Origin of the sequence: Alcaligenes faecalis (assembly GCF_002443155.1) — a bacterium.
Classification (GTDB): Bacteria; Pseudomonadota; Gammaproteobacteria; order Burkholderiales; family Burkholderiaceae_B; genus Alcaligenes; species Alcaligenes faecalis.
This window is the reverse complement of sequence record NZ_CP023667.1, coordinates 902,825-918,722: the sequence shown is the minus strand read 5'-3', so window position 1 is coordinate 918,722 and position 15,898 is coordinate 902,825. Positions and strand designations below refer to the sequence as shown.

Here is a 15,898-nt window from a genome sequence, read left to right as displayed (position 1 = left end):
CAAAAAAGCCGGCTTGCACCGGCTTTTTTGAGCTTGGCAGATACACTCCATGAAAGAATGTACCATGCGTCAACGCACTAGTCTTAGGCTACGTCGCCTTGAACCACAACGTTGATTTCAGCGATCACGTCAGGGTGCAGAACAACCTGAACGGGGTACTCGCCAACGGCTTTCAGGTGACCGTCGGGCAGACGAACCTGAGTCTTGACCAGGTCGGCAAAGCCAGCATTTTGCAATGCATTGGCGATGTCCATGGTGGTCACGGAACCGAACAGACGACCGTCCACGCCGGCTTTTTGAACCAGAGTGAAAGTTTGGCCGTTCAGCTTTTCGTTTTGAGCCTGAGCAGCAGCCAGCTTTTCAGCTTGCAGCTTTTCCAGTTCGGCACGACGTGCTTCGAACTCTTGCAGAGCAGCAGCCGTAGCACGGCGGGCAACTTTGCGTGGCAGCAGGAAATTACGGGCGTAACCATCACGTACGCGCACAACGTCACCCAGATTACCCAGGTTGGCGACTTTTTCGAGCAAAATAACTTGCATGACTAAGGTTCCTCTGGATTATTTGTGGTTGTCGGTGTACGGCAACAGAGCCAGGAAACGAGCGCGCTTGACAGCGGTGTCCAGCTGACGCTGGTAGTGAGCTTTGGTGCCCGTCAAACGTGCAGGGATGATCTTGCCATTTTCCTGGATGAAATCACGCAGGGTGTCCAGATCTTTGTAATCAATTTCTTCAACGCCAGCGACGGTGAAGCGGCAGAATTTGCGGCGCTTGAACAGTGGGTTCTGTTGTGCAAATTTGCGTTTTTTGTCTTTGCCTCTACGGAAAGCCATTTTGTGCCTCGTTAGTAACCGGGCTATACCCGGAAGAATTCAGTGTGAAGCGAGGTGTTGAACACTTCGCGACGATCGAGCCAGACCAGTCAAACCGTAACAGAGCCTTGTCCCGGAAAGTGACGCTGATATTGCTGCACATGCAGCACCAGTCGCGTCGAGCCTTTACGGGCGGGGGCAATAAAACCTTGTAGTTGCAAACGGGCTCCCAAAGGAGTATCTGCCAGACCCAATGCATTATTTCCCAGAGCCACTACCTGCATCGTCAAAACGATTTGCCGGGAGTGACCGGCTTCCATTACGGAAGATTCGTGTTCCAGGACCAATTCCAGAGCTGGGACACCCGCCGGCGTATAACGCAAAGGCTTGATGTCGATAAGCTGACCGGCAAGAGAGAACTGGTTCACGCAGTCGGAGCTATTACTCTTCAGCTTGAGCTTCAGCTTCAGCCGCTGCAGGAGCGCTGGCTTCAGTACTTGCTTTACGTGCTTCTTCGCGTTCGACGGACTTCATCATGACCGAAGCGCCTTCAGGGGCTTTCTTCGTGCCAGCGACGAGGTAACGCAAGATAGCGTCGTTGTAGCGGAAGGAATGCTCCAGTTCGTCCAGAGTGGACTGACCGCATTCGATGTTCAGGCACACGTAGTGAGCCTTGACCAGTTTCTGGATTGGGTAAGCCAGTTGACGGCGGCCCCAGTCTTCCAGACGATGAATAGCACCGCCTTCGGAAGTAACAATCGCCGAATAGCGCTCGATCATGGCGGGCACTTGCTCGCTTTGATCGGGATGCACAATGAACACTACTTCGTAGTGACGCATGGAACAACTCCTTGTGGATATCGCCTACTACCTGCTGTAAAACCAGTCAGGCACCAAGCGCGACAGCCCGCCCATTCAATCCGGGTCGAGCAAGAAACCATAGATACTAGCACCAAGAAAGGCTGGCTGACAAGCCAAAAGCCTTAGCCCTGCACGCTTGCGTAGGCAGAGTGATTATGAATCGACTCAAAATTCTCGGCTTCGATGCTATAACGCAACACTCCGGGCAGGCTGCGCACGCTGACGGCCACATCACGCACCAGGTCTTCGACAAACTTGGGATTGTCGTAAGCGTATTCAGTGACGTATTTTTCGTCAGTGCGCTTAAGCAAGCCCCACAGTTGGCAGGACGCCTGCTCTTCAACCGACTTGATCAGCGTGGGCAAATCCAGCGCCGCCGGATCGGCAAATACGGCCTGCACCGTGACGTGCGAGCGTTGATTATGGGCACCGTACTCCGAAATGGCCTTGGAGCACGGGCACAGGCTGGTGACGGGAACCAGCACGGACAATTCAAATTCAGGCTGGGCATCCACACCGACACGTGCTGTCCAGCTGACGGTGTAATCCATCAGGCTGGCCACACCCGATACGGGCGCCACTTTTTCCAGGAAAACGGGGAAGGTGGCTGTCATGTCGCCACGCCCGGCATTGAGCAAAGGCAGCATGGCCTGAGCCATCTGCACAAAACCGGCGGGCGTCATGGCTTGACGGCGGTACTCTTCCAGCAAAGCCACAAAACGCGACATATGGGTGCCTTTTTCTTCGGGCGGCAAGGCCACCGTCAACTCCCATTGCGCCACGGTGGGCACGGCCTGCCCTTGCAGGTCCAGCATCATCGGATGCCGCACCCCGCGCACACCCACGCGCTGAATCGCAACACGGCGTGTATCCATGCTGCTTTGCACATCTGGCATGGCCAAAGGCGATTCCGACACTGTATTCATATCCATCAGGTTCAGCTACGACAGAGCCGCAACCGTAAATAAAAACAATAATGAATTATTATCTTACGCTTATCGCAAGCGAGGTTCGATAACCTTAACAAGAACACGCATATTGGGGTATTTAAACCCTAAACTGTGCAGAAATTGCCTCACGCCTCAAGCAAACTTGAGAAACGCTCACGAATCGAACGCTCGATGCCGGCGGCATCCAGACCCAGATCCTGCGCAATTTTCTTCTGATCACCGTGGTCGATGAACTCGTCGGGGTAGCCCAGTTGCAGCACGGGCATCACCAGCGCATCACGGCTGACAAACTCCAGTACCGCGCTGCCTGCACCACCCATCAAACAGCCTTCTTCCACTGTCACAAAAGCCTGATGGCTTTGTGCCAGCTCTTGCAGCAAGGCTTCGTCCATGGGTTTCACAAAACGCATGTCCACCACGGTAGCGTCCAGAACCTCGGCCGCTTTCAGGGCCTCGTGCAAGACGGGACCAAAAGCCAGAATAGCCAGGTTCTTGCCCTGACGACGCAGATTGGCCTTTCCCAGCGGCACGGTATGGAGCTCCTGATCGACGGCAGCACCGATGCCGGCTCCGCGCGGATAGCGCACCGAGCTGGGCCCTGGGTGCTGATAACAACAGGTCAGCAACAAGCGGGTTTCGTTTTCGTCCGAAGGCGTGGCCACCACCATGTTCGGAATGCAGCGCAAAAAGGCAATGTCGTAATTACCGGCATGCGTTGCCCCGTCGGCGCCCACAATACCCGCGCGATCCAGCGCAAACGTGACATCCAGATTCTGCAGGGCCACGTCGTGAATCAGCTGATCGTAGCCGCGCTGCAGGAAAGTGGAGTAAATCGCCACCACCGGCTTTTGCCCTTCACAGGCCAAACCACCGGCAAAGGTCACGGCGTGCTGCTCGGCAATGCCCACATCAAAATAACGACGGGGGAATTGTTGCTCGAACTCCACCATGCCACTGCCTTCACGCATGGCAGGGGTAATACCGTACAGGCGCTCATCCTGCCTGGCCATATCGCACAGCCACTGACCGAAGATCTGTGTAAAGGTAGGACGCGGCTTGGTCGTAGGCGTAACCAGCCCCACTGAGGGATCGAATTTGCCAGGACCGTGGTAGAGCACCGGGTCGGCTTCAGCCAGCTTGTAGCCCTGCCCTTTACGGGTAACCACATGCAGGAACTGCAAACCACCCAGATCACGCAGATTGCTCAAGGTAGAGACCAGCGCATCCAGATCGTGGCCATCAATCGGGCCTACGTAGTTAAAGCCCAGCTCTTCAAACAACGTGGCCGGAGACAGAATCCCCTTGGCATGGCCTTCAAACTTGCGCGCCAGTTCCAGAACTGGCGGGACATGCTGCAAGACAGTACGGCCTACATTCTTGGCAGCGGCATAGAATCGGCCCGACATCAGGCGAGCCAGATAATGATTCAGAGCCCCCACAGGTGGGGAGATTGACATGTCGTTGTCGTTCAGCACCACCAGCACATTCACATCCGGAGTGACACCGGCATTGTTCAGGGCCTCAAACGCCATACCGGCCGTCATCGCGCCATCACCGATCACGGCAATGTGCTGACGCTCGATCCCGGCATTGCGCGAGGCCACTGCCATGCCCAATACGGCAGAAATTGAAGTCGAGGAATGCGCGGTACCAAAGTCGTCATACTCGGACTCGGAGCGCTTGGGAAAACCGGAAATGCCATCTTGCTGACGCAAGCTACCCATCTGATCGCGGCGGCCAGTCAGAATCTTGTGCGGATAGGACTGGTGGCCCACGTCCCATACGATACGGTCGTGGGGAGTCTCGAACACATAGTGCAAGGCGGTGGTCAATTCAACCGTGCCCAGATTGGACGACAAATGCCCACCGGTTTTGGATACGGATTGCAGAACAAACTCGCGCAGTTGTCGTGCCAGCTCGGGAAGATCACGTTGATCAAGCTGGCGCAAGTCGGCGGGAGACTGGATCTGCTCTAGGGAAACGGTTGTCATACTAAAGACGTCTATCCGGGCAAATAAGTGAAACGACTGTCTAAAAACAATCGCCAATCGGCTATTGTAAAACGCTTCGCGGCCTGTGCCAAAGTAGCACAGGCCCACGTCGCTTAATGATTGCGACCCACGATGTAGTCAGCCAGTTGCGTCAGTCGCGCAGCGGCAGGTCCCAAGGGGCGCAAAGCCAGCTGAGCCTGCTCGTTCAACGCACCGAGCAACTCGCGCGATCCGTCCATACCCAGGATGGAAACATAGGTGGGTTTGTTGTCGGCCGCATCTTTACCAGCGGTCTTGCCCAGCGTGGCGGTATCGGCTGTCACATCCAGAATGTCGTCCACGACCTGGAAGGCCAGACCGACTGCCTGGGCGTACTCCTCCAAACCATTACGCACGGTAGAGGACGCCCCCGCCACGATACCACCCAGCAAAACGCTGGCCTGCAACATGGCGCCGGTTTTCATGCTGTGCATCTCTTGCAACTGATCGCGATCCAGAGCAATGCCCACACTTTCACAATCAATAGCCTGGCCACCGGCCATGCCGGCACTGCCTGCAGCCTGAGCCAATTGGGTAATGGCTTGCACAATCAAGGCAGGGGCAATTGGCATTTGTGCCAGCAGCTCAAAGGCCAACGGTTGCAAGGCATCGCCAGCCAGCATGGCGCAGGCTTCATCAAACTGAACATGGGTGGTCGGGCGACCACGACGCAATTTGTCGTCGTCCATGCACGGCAAATCGTCGTGAACCAGCGAGTAGGCGTGAATCAATTCCACCGCCGCCGCTGCCAGCTCCAAGGCTTTCAGTTGGGCAGCCGCCATGGGCTTGCCTTGCAAGGCGGCCTCACCGGCGGCGTAGACCAAAGCGGCGCGCACGCGCTTGCCACCACCCAGCACGGAGTAGCGCATGGCTTCGTGCAAACGAGCGGGTTCCTGACTGACAGGGGGCAACAACTGTTCCAGTACGGTCTCAGTTTGCTCAACCCGGGCCTGCAGCCAATCAGAAAAACTGGTAGAACTCATCTTAACTATCTCCAACAGCTTCATCCCCGGACAAGGGGCGCAGCAGATTGCCTTGCAATACGCTGACTTGTTCTTGTGCAAGGTCCAGCTTGCGCTGACACAATTGGGCTAACTCCACGCCCTGCTCGTAAGCCTGCAAAGCCTGCTCCAGCGGCAATGCCCCGCTTTCCATGCGAGCGACCAACGCTTCCAGTTGCGCCAGGGCGGACTCGAAATCCTGCTGGGCTGGCGCCTGGGCGCTTTGATTATCATCGCGAGATTTAACCATAACTATTCCTGATCAATGAGGGCTGTTCGGACTAGCCGAGGCCCAATTGGAAGTGGCATTGTACGGGAGCCTGCGTCAGGCGGTAGCCTACAAACAGGATAGAGAGTCCGTACCAGGATAAAGCGGTAAAAAAAGCCGCCCTGAGGCGGCTTTTTCAGCACCACGAGGACGAGTCAGCAACCTAGCTGCGCGCAACAGGCCGGCTGGCATCACTGACCCATTCACTCCAGGAGCCGGGGTAGATGCTGGAACCAGATAAACCGGCCAATTCCATGGCAAAAAGATTGTGACAGGCTGTAATACCCGAACCGCACTGATGCACAACCATCTCTGCCGAAATCGAGCCCAGCAAGTCTTGAAACTCCTGACGCAATTGCTCGGCGGGTTTGAAACGCCCTTGTTCGCCCAGATTATTCAGGTGCGAACGGTTAAGCGCATCGGGGATATGACCTGCGACCGGGTCCATCGGTTCCACATCACCGCGATATCGTTCTGCGGCGCGCGCATCCAGCACAGTGAAAATAGGTTTGGACAGGTTTTTCAGTACCTGCTCGGTCTGCACAGTAGGCATGGCAGCCTGCTCAGGCACGCTCAACTTAGCAGCCGCTGGTACAGGCTTGGCCGAGCCGCTTTCTTCGGCTCCGCCCAATTGCTGCCAGGCCTGCCAGCCACCATCCAGAATGGCGACCTGGGGATGCCCCAGCCAGCGCAGCATCCACCACATATGGCTGGCAAACAAGGAACCCTGAGCATCGTAGACCACGACCTGCATGCCATCACGCAAGCCGTTTTGCTGCAAAAGCTGCGCCAGCTCCTGACGGCTGGGCAAAGGATGACGACCATTCAGACCCGTCTTGGGAGCTGCCAGATCGACCTCGTGATCCAGGAACACCGCGCCCGGAATATGCCCCTGCTCATAAGCGCGTCGTCCTGCCTGATGGTCGGCCAAATCATGGCGTACATCCAGAATCAACCACTCCGAGTTATCCAGATTGGCCTGGACTTGTTCTGCGCTAACCAGAAATTCAAACACGTTCTGCCTCCTTGACGGGTGCCTGCTCCGCTGCCGTGGCCTGACCTCGCAAGATACGATCCTCGCTGTAGGTACGCCAGGCCGACAACAGACCAGACCCAATAATCAATGCCATGCCAGCCCAGGCTAACCAGTCCGGCACATCGCCCCAGAAAGCAATGCCAATCAGGGCGGCGAAAATAATGGTGGTGTATTGCAAGGCTGCGGTCAACAGGGCCGAGCCCAATCCAAAAGCACGCGTCATGGTCAGCTGCCCGAACAAGCCGGACAAGCCTACCCCCAGCAAGGCCAGCCAGGCGCGCCAGCTTAGCTCACGCCAGCCTTCCCACAAAAGGCCAACCAGACTGGAACAGACAACAAAACAGGAAAACAGCAGCACGGTGCGCCACTCAGGCTCGCCCGAACGCCCCAGCGCGCGTACCTGCATCATGGCCACCGCGCTCAAGGCACCGGCACACAGGCCCAGCATCGCCGCCCACCATTGGTCAGGCGTAATGCTGGGGCGCAAGACACCGATCACGCCCATAAAGCCCAGCAGTACCGCAATCAGACGCACGGGATCACGCTGGGTGCCACCCCAGGCAAGCATCCAGAAAGCAATAAACAAGGGAGCGGTGTAGTTCAGGCTGACGGCTGTCGACAAAGGCAGATTGGCCAGAGCCAGAAAACCCAGCCACATGGAACTGACCCCGGAGACATTACGTCGGATATGCAGTTTCCAGCTTTGAGGAGCCAGCCGTAAACCACGGCTCTTGGCCCAGAACACCAGAAGAAGTACTGAGGGCACACCCCGGAACAAAACGATTTGCGCCATCGATGCGCCCGCATCGGCGGACACTTTGACACAGGCCCCCATAATGGCAAACATGGCGCAGGCTACCAGCATCCACAATGACTGCATGTGATCAGACCAAATCAGTAATAAGGGAAAGCCATTACTATACTCCCCACCTTGTAAAAGTGGCCCGGTAACCCCATATCCAGACCACTTACACAACAGCATGAAAGACAGCTCAAGAAACTATCTTGTCCAAAAGCTGACTAAAAGCTGAATCTTTGATTGTCCCGCCTGGAATCAAGGCTAAAATTCGCGCAGATCGTGTTTCCACGATCACGATTTCTTCTGTCATACCGGAATCCGCATTCATGAAACGAATTGTCCTTTTCTTAATAACCAACTTGGCCGTCATGCTGGTGCTCAGCGCCTCCATGAATATTTTGGGTGTGGGACGTTACCTGAACGCGCAAGGTCTGGACCTGACTCAATTGCTGATTTTCTCGGCTTTGGTCGGTTTTACCGGCGCCATCATTTCCTTGCTGATGAGCAAATGGATGGCCAAGCAAAGCGTGAATGCTCGCGTCATTGACCCGAACGCTCCCGCCAACGCCGAAGAAGCCTGGCTGGTAGATACCGTGCATCAACTGGCCGACCGCGCCGGTATTGGCCGCCCGGAAGTAGCCATTTACGAAGGCGAGCCCAATGCCTTTGCCACCGGTGCGTTCAAGAATGATGCGCTGGTCGCCGTGTCCACCGGCTTGCTGCGCGGCATGACCGAAGAAGAAGTCATGGCCGTGCTGGGCCACGAGGTCGCTCACATCGCCAATGGCGATATGGTGACCCTGACCTTGATCCAGGGTGTGGTGAACACCTTCGTGATCTTCCTGGCCCGTCTGGCCGGCTACTTTGTGGACCGCGTGCTGCTGCGTAATGATCGCGATGTGGGCATGGGTTACTACGCCTCGGTTTTTGTGTTTGAGCTGATTTTTGGCGTGCTGGCCTCCATCATCGTGGCCTGGTTCTCGCGTCAGCGTGAGTACCGTGCCGATGCCGGCTCCGCCCAGCTGCTGGGTTCGCGTCAGCCCATGATCCATGCTCTGGCCCGCCTGGGTGGCATGGCTCCTGGCGAACTGCCCAAGAACTTTGAAGCCTCCGGTATTTCGGGTGGTCGTTCGATCAGCGCGATCTTCGCTTCCCACCCCCCTATCGCGGCACGTATCCAGGCTTTGCAAAACGCCCAGTCAGTCTAAGAGCACCGGCAGCCTGAACGGCACATCCCAACAAAACACCCCAAAAGCCTTTGTGCTTTTGGGGCGTTTTTTTTTACCTTGGCGCAAAGTTAACGTATCGGCTGTCGGACGATCATCCTGTGCCGACTCGACGCCGCCTTGCTCCAGTCATTCAGATGGATCTCGTGGTACACGCCCCGAGGCTCCAGCACTTCCTGCGCTAGAAACCCGCCATAGGCGGTCACAGACAGCTCCAAACTTAATCTGCAAAGTGATATTCCAAAATATCGTCACCGAACTCATCACGCTGGCCACTTTCGGTCCCGCCCAAATGACGATAGAAACCATAGGAACGCACCTGAGGATCGCTATTACAGGCCAGGAACAGGCGCGTAAAACCACGCGCCTGCAAATCCTGCACCATCTGTTCCAGCAAACGGCGGCCCAAACCCAGGCTTTCGTATTCAGGCAATAGCGCCAGCACCATGATCTCGCCGCTCTCGCTATCACCAAAGCAATAGCCAGCCATCTGCTCATCGACCAGGGCGACATAGCCGGGGCAACTGCCATCCTCGATACCGGCGGCCCAGCTTTCGGCGGTAATCCCCAAGGCCGCTAGGTCCTGCTCGGAAAAGGCATTCTCGCGGGTCAGCCCCCGAATACGCAGGCATTCGCGGGCATCTTCAGGCACCGCAGCGCGCAAGATTGTCTTGCTCATTGACTACTCCAATAAAAGGAACGCGGACGACAAATCATCACCTTATCGACCATAAAAAAGACTTAAGGGGTGCCGCGCTTGAACTGATTGAGCCACTGGGCAATATCCCCCACCACCTGTGGCATGGCCGAGCTGCCGTCGGGCTGATTCATGCCGTGGTCCAGATCGGGATAGGTGCGCCACACCAGATGTGGGTTATCAACCTGAACCAGCATCTCGGCAGCCGCTTGCGGCGAGACCGAGGCATCGCGCCCGGACTGGATCACCAGCGTTGGAATACCAATTTGTCGCAGTACATCAGCCTGATCCAGGTTCAGCATTTGCTGCCACCAGTCCCGGCCATGCTGACTCATCTCGGTATCCAGACCAGCCTTGGCCTGCTTCAGAAAACCACCCAACCCATCCAGCATGGCTTGCTTGTCAGCAGCCGGCATCTCCTCCACCGACACGCTATAGAGCACATCATCCTGGAACCAGCGCCCGCCACCATTAAAGCTGACGGCGGCATCCAGATAAGGGGTCCGGGCCGCCAGCAGATGGACGATGACCGCCCCTTCGCTCCCCCCCAAGGCAAAGAGCTGGTCATAGCGAGTCTGGCTTTGCAGCTGTTTTAAAACTGCCTCAAGATCGGCCACACGCTGCTGGGGATTGTCGTGCTGAATATAGTCTGTCGGGCAGTCGCTGCGCTCGGGGTCATCGCTGGCGGGCAAAGCCGCTGTCAGCGCATACTTTTCTACGGCCAGCACCTGGGCTTGCGGGCGGGCTTTGGCCAGGGTTTCCCAGACAATCTTCTTGTGTGCCACGCTATTGCAGTCCGAGCCTTGCACAATCAGAAGCAGTTCATGCACGCCGTCCTGGGGAGCGACAGCAGGCTGGACATAATAATGGATGGTGCTGCCATCTGCACGCGCCAACTCATGAGACTGGACCTGAGCATGGGCCTGACCGCCCAAGCTAGCCAAGACAGCAAGGCCCACCAGGCGAGCCAAAGAAATTGAGTAATCCATGCCGTACTGTGGCACAGAATGATGAAGATTTGATGGAGAAAATGGCGCGCCCACCGCCATAAAAAAGGGACCAGCCAGCAAAGGGCTGACCTGACCAGGGGAGACAGCAGGCCATCGCACCCCTTGCTGACTGGTGTCCCGCCGCCGGTCGCCGTTTGCCCAAAAAGACGACCGGACTGGTAAGACTCAAGGCTTCATGGGATTGGTCTTCTCGGGGTTGATTTGATAGCGCTGCAAGGCCTCACTGACCAAGGAACGCGGCACCGAACCTTCATCAGCCAAGGCTTTCAAGGCCGAGACCAAGATGAAATGCCTATCCACCTCAAAGAACTCGCGCAGCGACGCACGTGTGTCGGAACGCCCAAAACCGTCCGTACCCAACGCCAGCAAACGACGCTCTGGCAGGAAGGGTCGAATCTGCTCCCCCACAATCTTCATATAGTCCGTTGCGACCACAATCGGGCCTGCGTGCCCTTCCAGGCAAGACTGCACATAAGGAATGCGCGGCTCGCTTTCCGGATGCAAGGTGTTCCAGCGCTCGGTGTCCAGACCATCACGACGCAGCTCGTTCAGGCTGGGCGCACTCCAGACATCGCTGGCCACGCCAAAGTCGTCTTGCAGCAATTGCGCGGCAGCCAGCACTTCCATCAGGATCGAGCCACTGCCCAACAACTGCACACGCGGGGCCTTGGCTTTGTGCTGCGGTCCAGCCTGCAAGAGATACAGCCCTTTGATAATGCCCTGCTCCACGCCGTCGGGCATCTCGGGATGCGGGTAGTTTTCGTTGAGCACGGTAATGTAATAGAACACGTCCTCCTGATCCTGATACATGCGACGGATACCATCCTGCATGATCACGGCCAGCTCATAGGAGAAGGTGGGGTCGTAAGAGCGGCAGCTAGGCACCACGCTGGAGAGCACATGGCTATGACCATCGTCATGCTGCAAACCTTCGCCCATCAAGGTGGTCCGGCCCGAGGTTGCGCCAAACAGGAAACCCCGTGTCCGTGCATCCGCCGCAGCCCAGATAAAGTCCCCCACTCGCTGAAAACCGAACATGGAGTAGAAAATAAAGAGCGGAATCGTGGGAACACCGTGATTGCTGTAGGCCGTACCTGCCGCAATCCAGGAGGAGATTGCCCCGGACTCATTCAGGCCTTCCTGCAAGATCTGCCCATCCTTGGCCTCTTTGTAATAGCTCAGCTGGCCGGCATCCTGCGGCGTGTACAACTGCCCTAAATAAGAGTGGATACCAATCTGGCGGAACAGACCTTCCATCCCAAAGGTGCGCGACTCATCCGGCACGATGGGCACAATCAATTTGCCCAGCACCGGGTCTTTCAACAAGGTGCTCAAGATACGCACAAAAGCCATGGTCGTGGACAGACCACGCTCCCCTGTCCCTTTCAGCTGGGCCGCAAAACTGTCCAAGGCGGGCACCGCCAAGGCCGGGACAGAGGTTCTGCGGAATGGCACAAAGCCACCCAAGGCCGCACGACGCTGCTGCAAGTACAAGGCTTCCGGGCTGCCTGGCTCCGGACGCAGATAAGGCAGCTCTTCCAGTTGTTCATCCGTCACGGGGAGCTGGAAACGATCCCGGAAGGCACGCACGGCATCGGCGCTCATTTTCTTGAGCTGGTGATTGATATTCTGGCCTTCACCGGCCTCGCCCATGCCAAAGCCTTTCACGGTTTTCACCAGAATCGCGGTTGGCCCACCCTGAGGGTTACGCGCAGCTTGCGCATAAGCAGCGTAGACCTTGTCGGGATCGTGACCACCACGAGCCAGAGCCCAGATATCCTCGTCCGACAAATCCGCCACCAGTTCCAGCAGTTCGGGATACTTGCCAAAGAAGTGCTCGCGCACATAAGCGCCACTTTGCGATTTGAAGGTCTGATAATCCCCGTCCACGCACTCCATCATGCGTTTACGCAGCAAGCCGGTTTTATCTTTGGCCAGCAGATCATCCCAGCCTGCGCCCCAAATCACCTTGATGACATTCCAGCCTGCGGCACGGAAGGTCGCTTCCAGCTCCTGAATGACTTTGCTATTGCCACGCACAGGGCCATCCAGCCGCTGCAAATTGCAGTTGACCACGAAGATCAGGTTGTCCAGCTTCTCTCGGCCACCCACAGCAATGGCGGACAGGGCCTCGGCCTGATCCATCTCACCATCACCCAGAAAGGCCCAGACCTTGCGGCCATCCATAGGCTTCAGGCCCCGGAAATCCAGGTAGCGCATGTAGCGAGCCTGATAAGCAGCCATCAATGGCCCCAGACCCATGGACACGGTGGGAAACTGCCAGAACTCGGGCATCAAACGTGGGTGCGGGTAAGACGGCAGGCCACGACGTCCGGCCTCACGACGGAAGTTGTCCATCTGCTCATCGTCCAGGCGCCCTTCTACATAAGCACGACCATAAATGCCGGGGGCGGAGTGGCCCTGTATATAGACCAGATCACCGTCAAAGCTTTCTGTACGGCCCCGGAAAAAATGATCAAAGCCCACGTCGTACAAGACCGCCGCAGACTGATAGGTGGCAATGTGCCCGCCCACATTGGAATGCCGACCAGCACGCAGCACCATGATCATGGCATTCCAGCGCACATAGGCATTGAGCTTGCGCTCCAGTTCCTTGTCACCCGGGTACGGGGTTTGCTGATGCACGGGGATGGTATTCACATACGAGGTAGTCACGCGCGTGTACAGGTCGCCATGATGACGCGCATCGAAATCCAGCAATTGGTCAATCAAATAATGGGCACGGGAGCGCCCTTCTGCCGCGGTGACCGATTCCAGGGCATCAAGCCACTCGGTCGTCTCTTGCGGGTCCACATCCGCGATCTGCAAAGCGTGATTCATAACAATCTCCAGGTGGATAGGCCGGATTCGCCACGTGGCGTCCTCACGGCCTGAACAAGACGCAGGGCAGGACAGACCCTCACCCATACGATTGCAATTGCAACTACTTTATGTAGCGCATCTTATCCACGTATAATTGCATTTGCAACTAAAAAATAAACTCCTGGGGGAAAGAACGATGAGTCGCTCCGATACTGATCTGTGGTTTTCCTTTGTGCGGGCGCACCGCAGCATCCTGAAAGAAATCGAACGCAGACTGGCTGCCGAGAAGCTGCCGCCTTATGCCTGGTACGACGTGTTGTGGGGGTTGGAAACCGGGCCGGAAGGCACCCGCCGCATGCATGAACTGGCCGACCGGCTGGTCATAGAGCGCTATAACCTGACACGACTGGTTGACCGGCTGGAAGCGCAAGGTCTGGTCCAGCGCAGCCGTTCTTCTGAAGATGGCCGGGCCGCTTTTGCCCGCATCACAGATGAAGGCCGGGCCTTGCGCAAACAAATGTGGCAGGTCTACCAGAGCGCGGTGCAGGAGCTGTTCCTGTCGGCCTTTTCCGACCAGGAACAAGCACAGTTTGCAAAAGGTCTGGATCTGGCTGCCCGACAGGCGCGGCAAACTCCCAACACCTGAATGTGTCCAACTGCAAGCTGAGACTCACGCTTGCAAGATGCGCTGGGCTATTATTTAGCAATGAAAGAAATCTTCGCACTTCTCGATTTCGGGGGTTATATCGCCTTGCTCCTGTGGGGTATCCACATGGTGCAAAGCGGTGTGCAACGCGCCTTTGGTGCTGAGCTGGGCGTCTGGATGGGCCATGCCCTGGGCCGCCCCCGTCGCGCCTTTTTTGCGGGTGCGGCCATTACTGCTGCCATTCAAAGCAGTACCGCCACCGGACTGATGATTACCAGCTTTGCCGCCACCGGCATGGTTGCCCTGGTTCCGGCCCTGGCCGCCATGTTGGGCGCCAATGTGGGCACGACGCTGATCGTGCAACTGCTGTCCTTCAAGATGACCGCGCTGGCCCCCGCCCTGATTCTTCTGGGTGTCTGGCTATTTCGCTCGCAAGAGCCTGGACGCCGTCGCGATCTGGGCCGCGTCTTTATTGGTCTGGGCCTTTTGCTGCTGTCCTTGCATGAACTGGTGGGTCTGTTCTCGCCCATTCAGGACGCCCCACTACTGCAAACCATTCTAGAAGCACTGGCAGGCAGCCCCATGACAGGCATGTTGCTGGCCGCCCTGCTAACCTGGGCCGCGCACTCCAGCGTGGCCATTGTGGTGCTGATCATCTCGCTGGCCAGCCATCAGCATATGGACCCACAGCTGACCTATGCGCTGGTGCTGGGTGCCAACGTGGGCACGGCCATCAACCCGATTCTGGAAGGGGCTGGTAGCACCAAGGACCCAGCCAACAAACGCCTGCCCATCGGCAACTTGGGCACACGTGTGTTTGGCTGCCTGATTGGCATGATCGTGCTGCCCTGGATTCCGGATCTGATGAGCTGGTTCACCGACGACCCGGCCCGTGCTGTGGCCAACTTCCACACCTTCTTCAACCTGGCCGTGGCAGCGCTGTTCCTGCCTTTGCTCAAACCCTATTCGCGCCTGCTGAGCCGTTACCTGCCTCGTCGCACCGATCCGGATGATCCTGGCCTGCCCTTGTATCTGGATCAGTCCGCACAGGAAGTGCCTGCCGTCGCCTTGGGCAATGCGGCTCGGGAAGCGCTGCGTCTGTCCGATATGCTGCAGGAGATCCTGGATACGGCCCGCCAGAACATGCTGAACAATAGCGCCCAAAGCATCAACCACGCGCGCTATATCAGCAATGCTGTCAACCGGCTGGAGCCGCTGATCACCACTTACCTGGCCAGCATGGACCAGGAAAACCTGAGCAAGAAAGATACCCGTCGTCTGAACGACATTCTGACTTTCTCCACCAATATCTCGCACGCCGCCACGATCAGCGTCAATGGTTTGCTCAGTCACACGGCCAAGCTGCGCAAGCAAGGCTGGATACTGCAATCGGAAGAACAGGCCGAGATCGGCAAGGTCATGGACAGGCTGATTCGCAATCAGCGTCAGGCTGCCGCTCTGTTCGTGGCCGAGGACGTGAAAACCGCCCGCTATCTGGCCTTTGAAAAAGACTTCTTCCGCGAGCTGGAAGTGGCTGCCGCAGACCGCCATATTCGCAAGATCAAGGCCGGTCAGCTGGACTCTGCTGAGCAGGGTTCCTTGTACCTGGAGATTTTGCGTGACGTGCGCACCATCAACTCCTATCTGGTCAGCGCCGCCGCCTATCCCATTCTGGCCAAGCACGACGAGTTGCTGCCCAACCGGGTACGCTCCAACGAGGAATAAACAGACTGCAGCCGGGC

At 57.1% G+C, this 15,898-nt stretch carries 17 protein-coding genes; 3 read left to right on the top strand and 14 right to left on the bottom strand.

Features of this window, described 5'->3' with window-relative positions:
• Nucleotides 1–83: 83 nt before the first annotated feature.
• The 11 genes from rplI to CPY64_RS19245 form a co-directional block, all read right to left on the bottom strand.
• Nucleotides 84–539 carry a 50S ribosomal protein L9 gene (rplI, locus tag CPY64_RS04215; protein WP_042484281.1) on the bottom strand — a complete coding sequence of 152 codons (456 nt, stop codon included), beginning with the start codon at nt 537–539 and terminating at the stop codon, nt 84–86.
• A gap of 18 nt (nt 540–557) precedes the next feature.
• Nucleotides 558–830: a 30S ribosomal protein S18 gene (gene rpsR / locus CPY64_RS04210; RefSeq protein WP_003802444.1), complete on the bottom strand. Its 273-nt coding sequence runs from the start codon at nt 828–830 to the stop codon at nt 558–560.
• Between the two features lie 89 nt (nt 831–919).
• A complete protein-coding gene (gene priB, locus CPY64_RS04205) occupies nt 920–1,237 on the bottom strand; it encodes a primosomal replication protein N (RefSeq protein WP_026484338.1) in 318 nt (105 codons plus the stop codon).
• A 13-nt stretch (nt 1,238–1,250) separates the two neighbouring features.
• Nucleotides 1,251–1,649 (bottom strand): 30S ribosomal protein S6, encoded by a 399-nt coding sequence (gene rpsF / locus CPY64_RS04200; RefSeq protein WP_026484337.1) that lies wholly within the window; start codon nt 1,647–1,649, stop codon nt 1,251–1,253.
• Between the two features lie 143 nt (nt 1,650–1,792).
• A complete protein-coding gene (gene folE2, locus CPY64_RS04195; protein WP_042484276.1) occupies nt 1,793–2,596 on the bottom strand; it encodes a GTP cyclohydrolase FolE2 in 804 nt (267 codons plus the stop codon).
• Nucleotides 2,597–2,745: 149 nt separating this feature from the next.
• Nucleotides 2,746–4,611, bottom strand: a complete 1,866-nt coding sequence (gene dxs, locus CPY64_RS04190; protein WP_042484274.1) for a 1-deoxy-D-xylulose-5-phosphate synthase — start codon at nt 4,609–4,611, stop codon at nt 2,746–2,748.
• 113 nt (nt 4,612–4,724) lie between these two features.
• Entirely contained in the window at nt 4,725–5,633 is a 909-nt protein-coding gene (locus tag CPY64_RS04185) for a polyprenyl synthetase family protein (protein ID WP_080723742.1), read from the bottom strand.
• 1 nt (nt 5,634) lies between these two features.
• A complete protein-coding gene (locus CPY64_RS04180; protein WP_003802451.1) occupies nt 5,635–5,901 on the bottom strand; it encodes an exodeoxyribonuclease VII small subunit in 267 nt (88 codons plus the stop codon).
• 181 nt (nt 5,902–6,082) lie between these two features.
• The gene (locus tag CPY64_RS04175; protein WP_042484265.1) at nt 6,083–6,934 is read right to left on the bottom strand and encodes a sulfurtransferase; all 852 of its coding nucleotides are present in this window, start codon (nt 6,932–6,934) and stop codon (nt 6,083–6,085) included.
• Nucleotides 6,927–7,835: a DMT family transporter gene (locus CPY64_RS04170; RefSeq protein WP_080723741.1), complete on the bottom strand. Its 909-nt coding sequence runs from the start codon at nt 7,833–7,835 to the stop codon at nt 6,927–6,929. The genes CPY64_RS04175 and CPY64_RS04170 overlap by 8 nt, the downstream gene beginning before the upstream one ends.
• Before the next feature lie 112 nt (nt 7,836–7,947).
• Nucleotides 7,948–8,082 (bottom strand): hypothetical protein, encoded by a 135-nt coding sequence (locus CPY64_RS19245; RefSeq protein ID WP_255209290.1) that lies wholly within the window; start codon nt 8,080–8,082, stop codon nt 7,948–7,950.
• On the opposite strand from CPY64_RS19245, the gene htpX reads away from it, so the two are divergent.
• The gene (gene htpX / locus CPY64_RS04165; RefSeq protein ID WP_026484332.1) at nt 8,081–8,962 is read left to right on the top strand and encodes a protease HtpX; all 882 of its coding nucleotides are present in this window, start codon (nt 8,081–8,083) and stop codon (nt 8,960–8,962) included. The genes CPY64_RS19245 and htpX overlap by 2 nt on opposite strands.
• A gap of 238 nt (nt 8,963–9,200) precedes the next feature.
• Here htpX and CPY64_RS04160 read toward each other — a convergent pair whose 3' ends face one another.
• The 3 genes from CPY64_RS04160 to aceE form a co-directional block, all read right to left on the bottom strand.
• Complete coding sequence (locus tag CPY64_RS04160; RefSeq protein WP_042484257.1) at nt 9,201–9,659, bottom strand: GNAT family N-acetyltransferase; 459 nt, start codon at nt 9,657–9,659, stop codon at nt 9,201–9,203.
• Between the two features lie 62 nt (nt 9,660–9,721).
• Entirely contained in the window at nt 9,722–10,666 is a 945-nt protein-coding gene (locus CPY64_RS04155; RefSeq protein ID WP_052362932.1) for an alpha/beta hydrolase, read from the bottom strand.
• A gap of 186 nt (nt 10,667–10,852) precedes the next feature.
• Nucleotides 10,853–13,528, bottom strand: coding sequence for a pyruvate dehydrogenase (acetyl-transferring), homodimeric type (gene aceE / locus CPY64_RS04150; RefSeq protein ID WP_042484253.1), 2,676 nt, complete (start codon nt 13,526–13,528; stop codon nt 10,853–10,855).
• 178 nt (nt 13,529–13,706) lie between these two features.
• On the opposite strand from aceE, the gene CPY64_RS04145 reads away from it, so the two are divergent.
• Together CPY64_RS04145 and CPY64_RS04140 are read left to right on the top strand one after the other, a co-directional pair.
• Nucleotides 13,707–14,156, top strand: coding sequence for a MarR family winged helix-turn-helix transcriptional regulator (locus CPY64_RS04145; RefSeq protein ID WP_042484250.1), 450 nt, complete (start codon nt 13,707–13,709; stop codon nt 14,154–14,156).
• Nucleotides 14,157–14,216: 60 nt separating this feature from the next.
• Entirely contained in the window at nt 14,217–15,881 is a 1,665-nt protein-coding gene (locus CPY64_RS04140; protein ID WP_042484247.1) for a Na/Pi cotransporter family protein, read from the top strand.
• The last annotated feature ends 17 nt before the right edge of the window (nt 15,882–15,898 follow it).

Bases quoted from the DNA above. Each gene is read 5' to 3' on its own strand.
- rplI (WP_042484281.1), bottom strand. From the start codon at position 539: ATGCAAGTTATTTTGCTCGAAAAAGTCGCCAACCTGGGTAATCTGGGT.
- rpsR (WP_003802444.1), bottom strand. From the start codon at position 830: ATGGCTTTCCGTAGAGGCAAAGACAAAAAACGCAAATTTGCACAACAG.
- rpsF (WP_026484337.1), bottom strand. From the start codon at position 1,649: ATGCGTCACTACGAAGTAGTGTTCATTGTGCATCCCGATCAAAGCGAG.
- folE2 (WP_042484276.1), bottom strand. From the start codon at position 2,596: ATGAATACAGTGTCGGAATCGCCTTTGGCCATGCCAGATGTGCAAAGC.
- dxs (WP_042484274.1), bottom strand. From the start codon at position 4,611: ATGACAACCGTTTCCCTAGAGCAGATCCAGTCTCCCGCCGACTTGCGC.
- CPY64_RS04185 (WP_080723742.1), bottom strand. From the start codon at position 5,633: ATGAGTTCTACCAGTTTTTCTGATTGGCTGCAGGCCCGGGTTGAGCAA.
- CPY64_RS04180 (WP_003802451.1), bottom strand. From the start codon at position 5,901: ATGGTTAAATCTCGCGATGATAATCAAAGCGCCCAGGCGCCAGCCCAG.
- CPY64_RS04170 (WP_080723741.1), bottom strand. From the start codon at position 7,835: ATGCAGTCATTGTGGATGCTGGTAGCCTGCGCCATGTTTGCCATTATG.
- htpX (WP_026484332.1), top strand. From the start codon at position 8,081: ATGAAACGAATTGTCCTTTTCTTAATAACCAACTTGGCCGTCATGCTG.
- CPY64_RS19245 (WP_255209290.1), bottom strand. From the start codon at position 8,082: ATGAATGCGGATTCCGGTATGACAGAAGAAATCGTGATCGTGGAAACA.
- CPY64_RS04160 (WP_042484257.1), bottom strand. From the start codon at position 9,659: ATGAGCAAGACAATCTTGCGCGCTGCGGTGCCTGAAGATGCCCGCGAA.
- CPY64_RS04155 (WP_052362932.1), bottom strand. From the start codon at position 10,666: ATGGATTACTCAATTTCTTTGGCTCGCCTGGTGGGCCTTGCTGTCTTG.
- aceE (WP_042484253.1), bottom strand. From the start codon at position 13,528: ATGAATCACGCTTTGCAGATCGCGGATGTGGACCCGCAAGAGACGACC.
- CPY64_RS04145 (WP_042484250.1), top strand. From the start codon at position 13,707: ATGAGTCGCTCCGATACTGATCTGTGGTTTTCCTTTGTGCGGGCGCAC.
- CPY64_RS04140 (WP_042484247.1), top strand. From the start codon at position 14,217: ATGAAAGAAATCTTCGCACTTCTCGATTTCGGGGGTTATATCGCCTTG.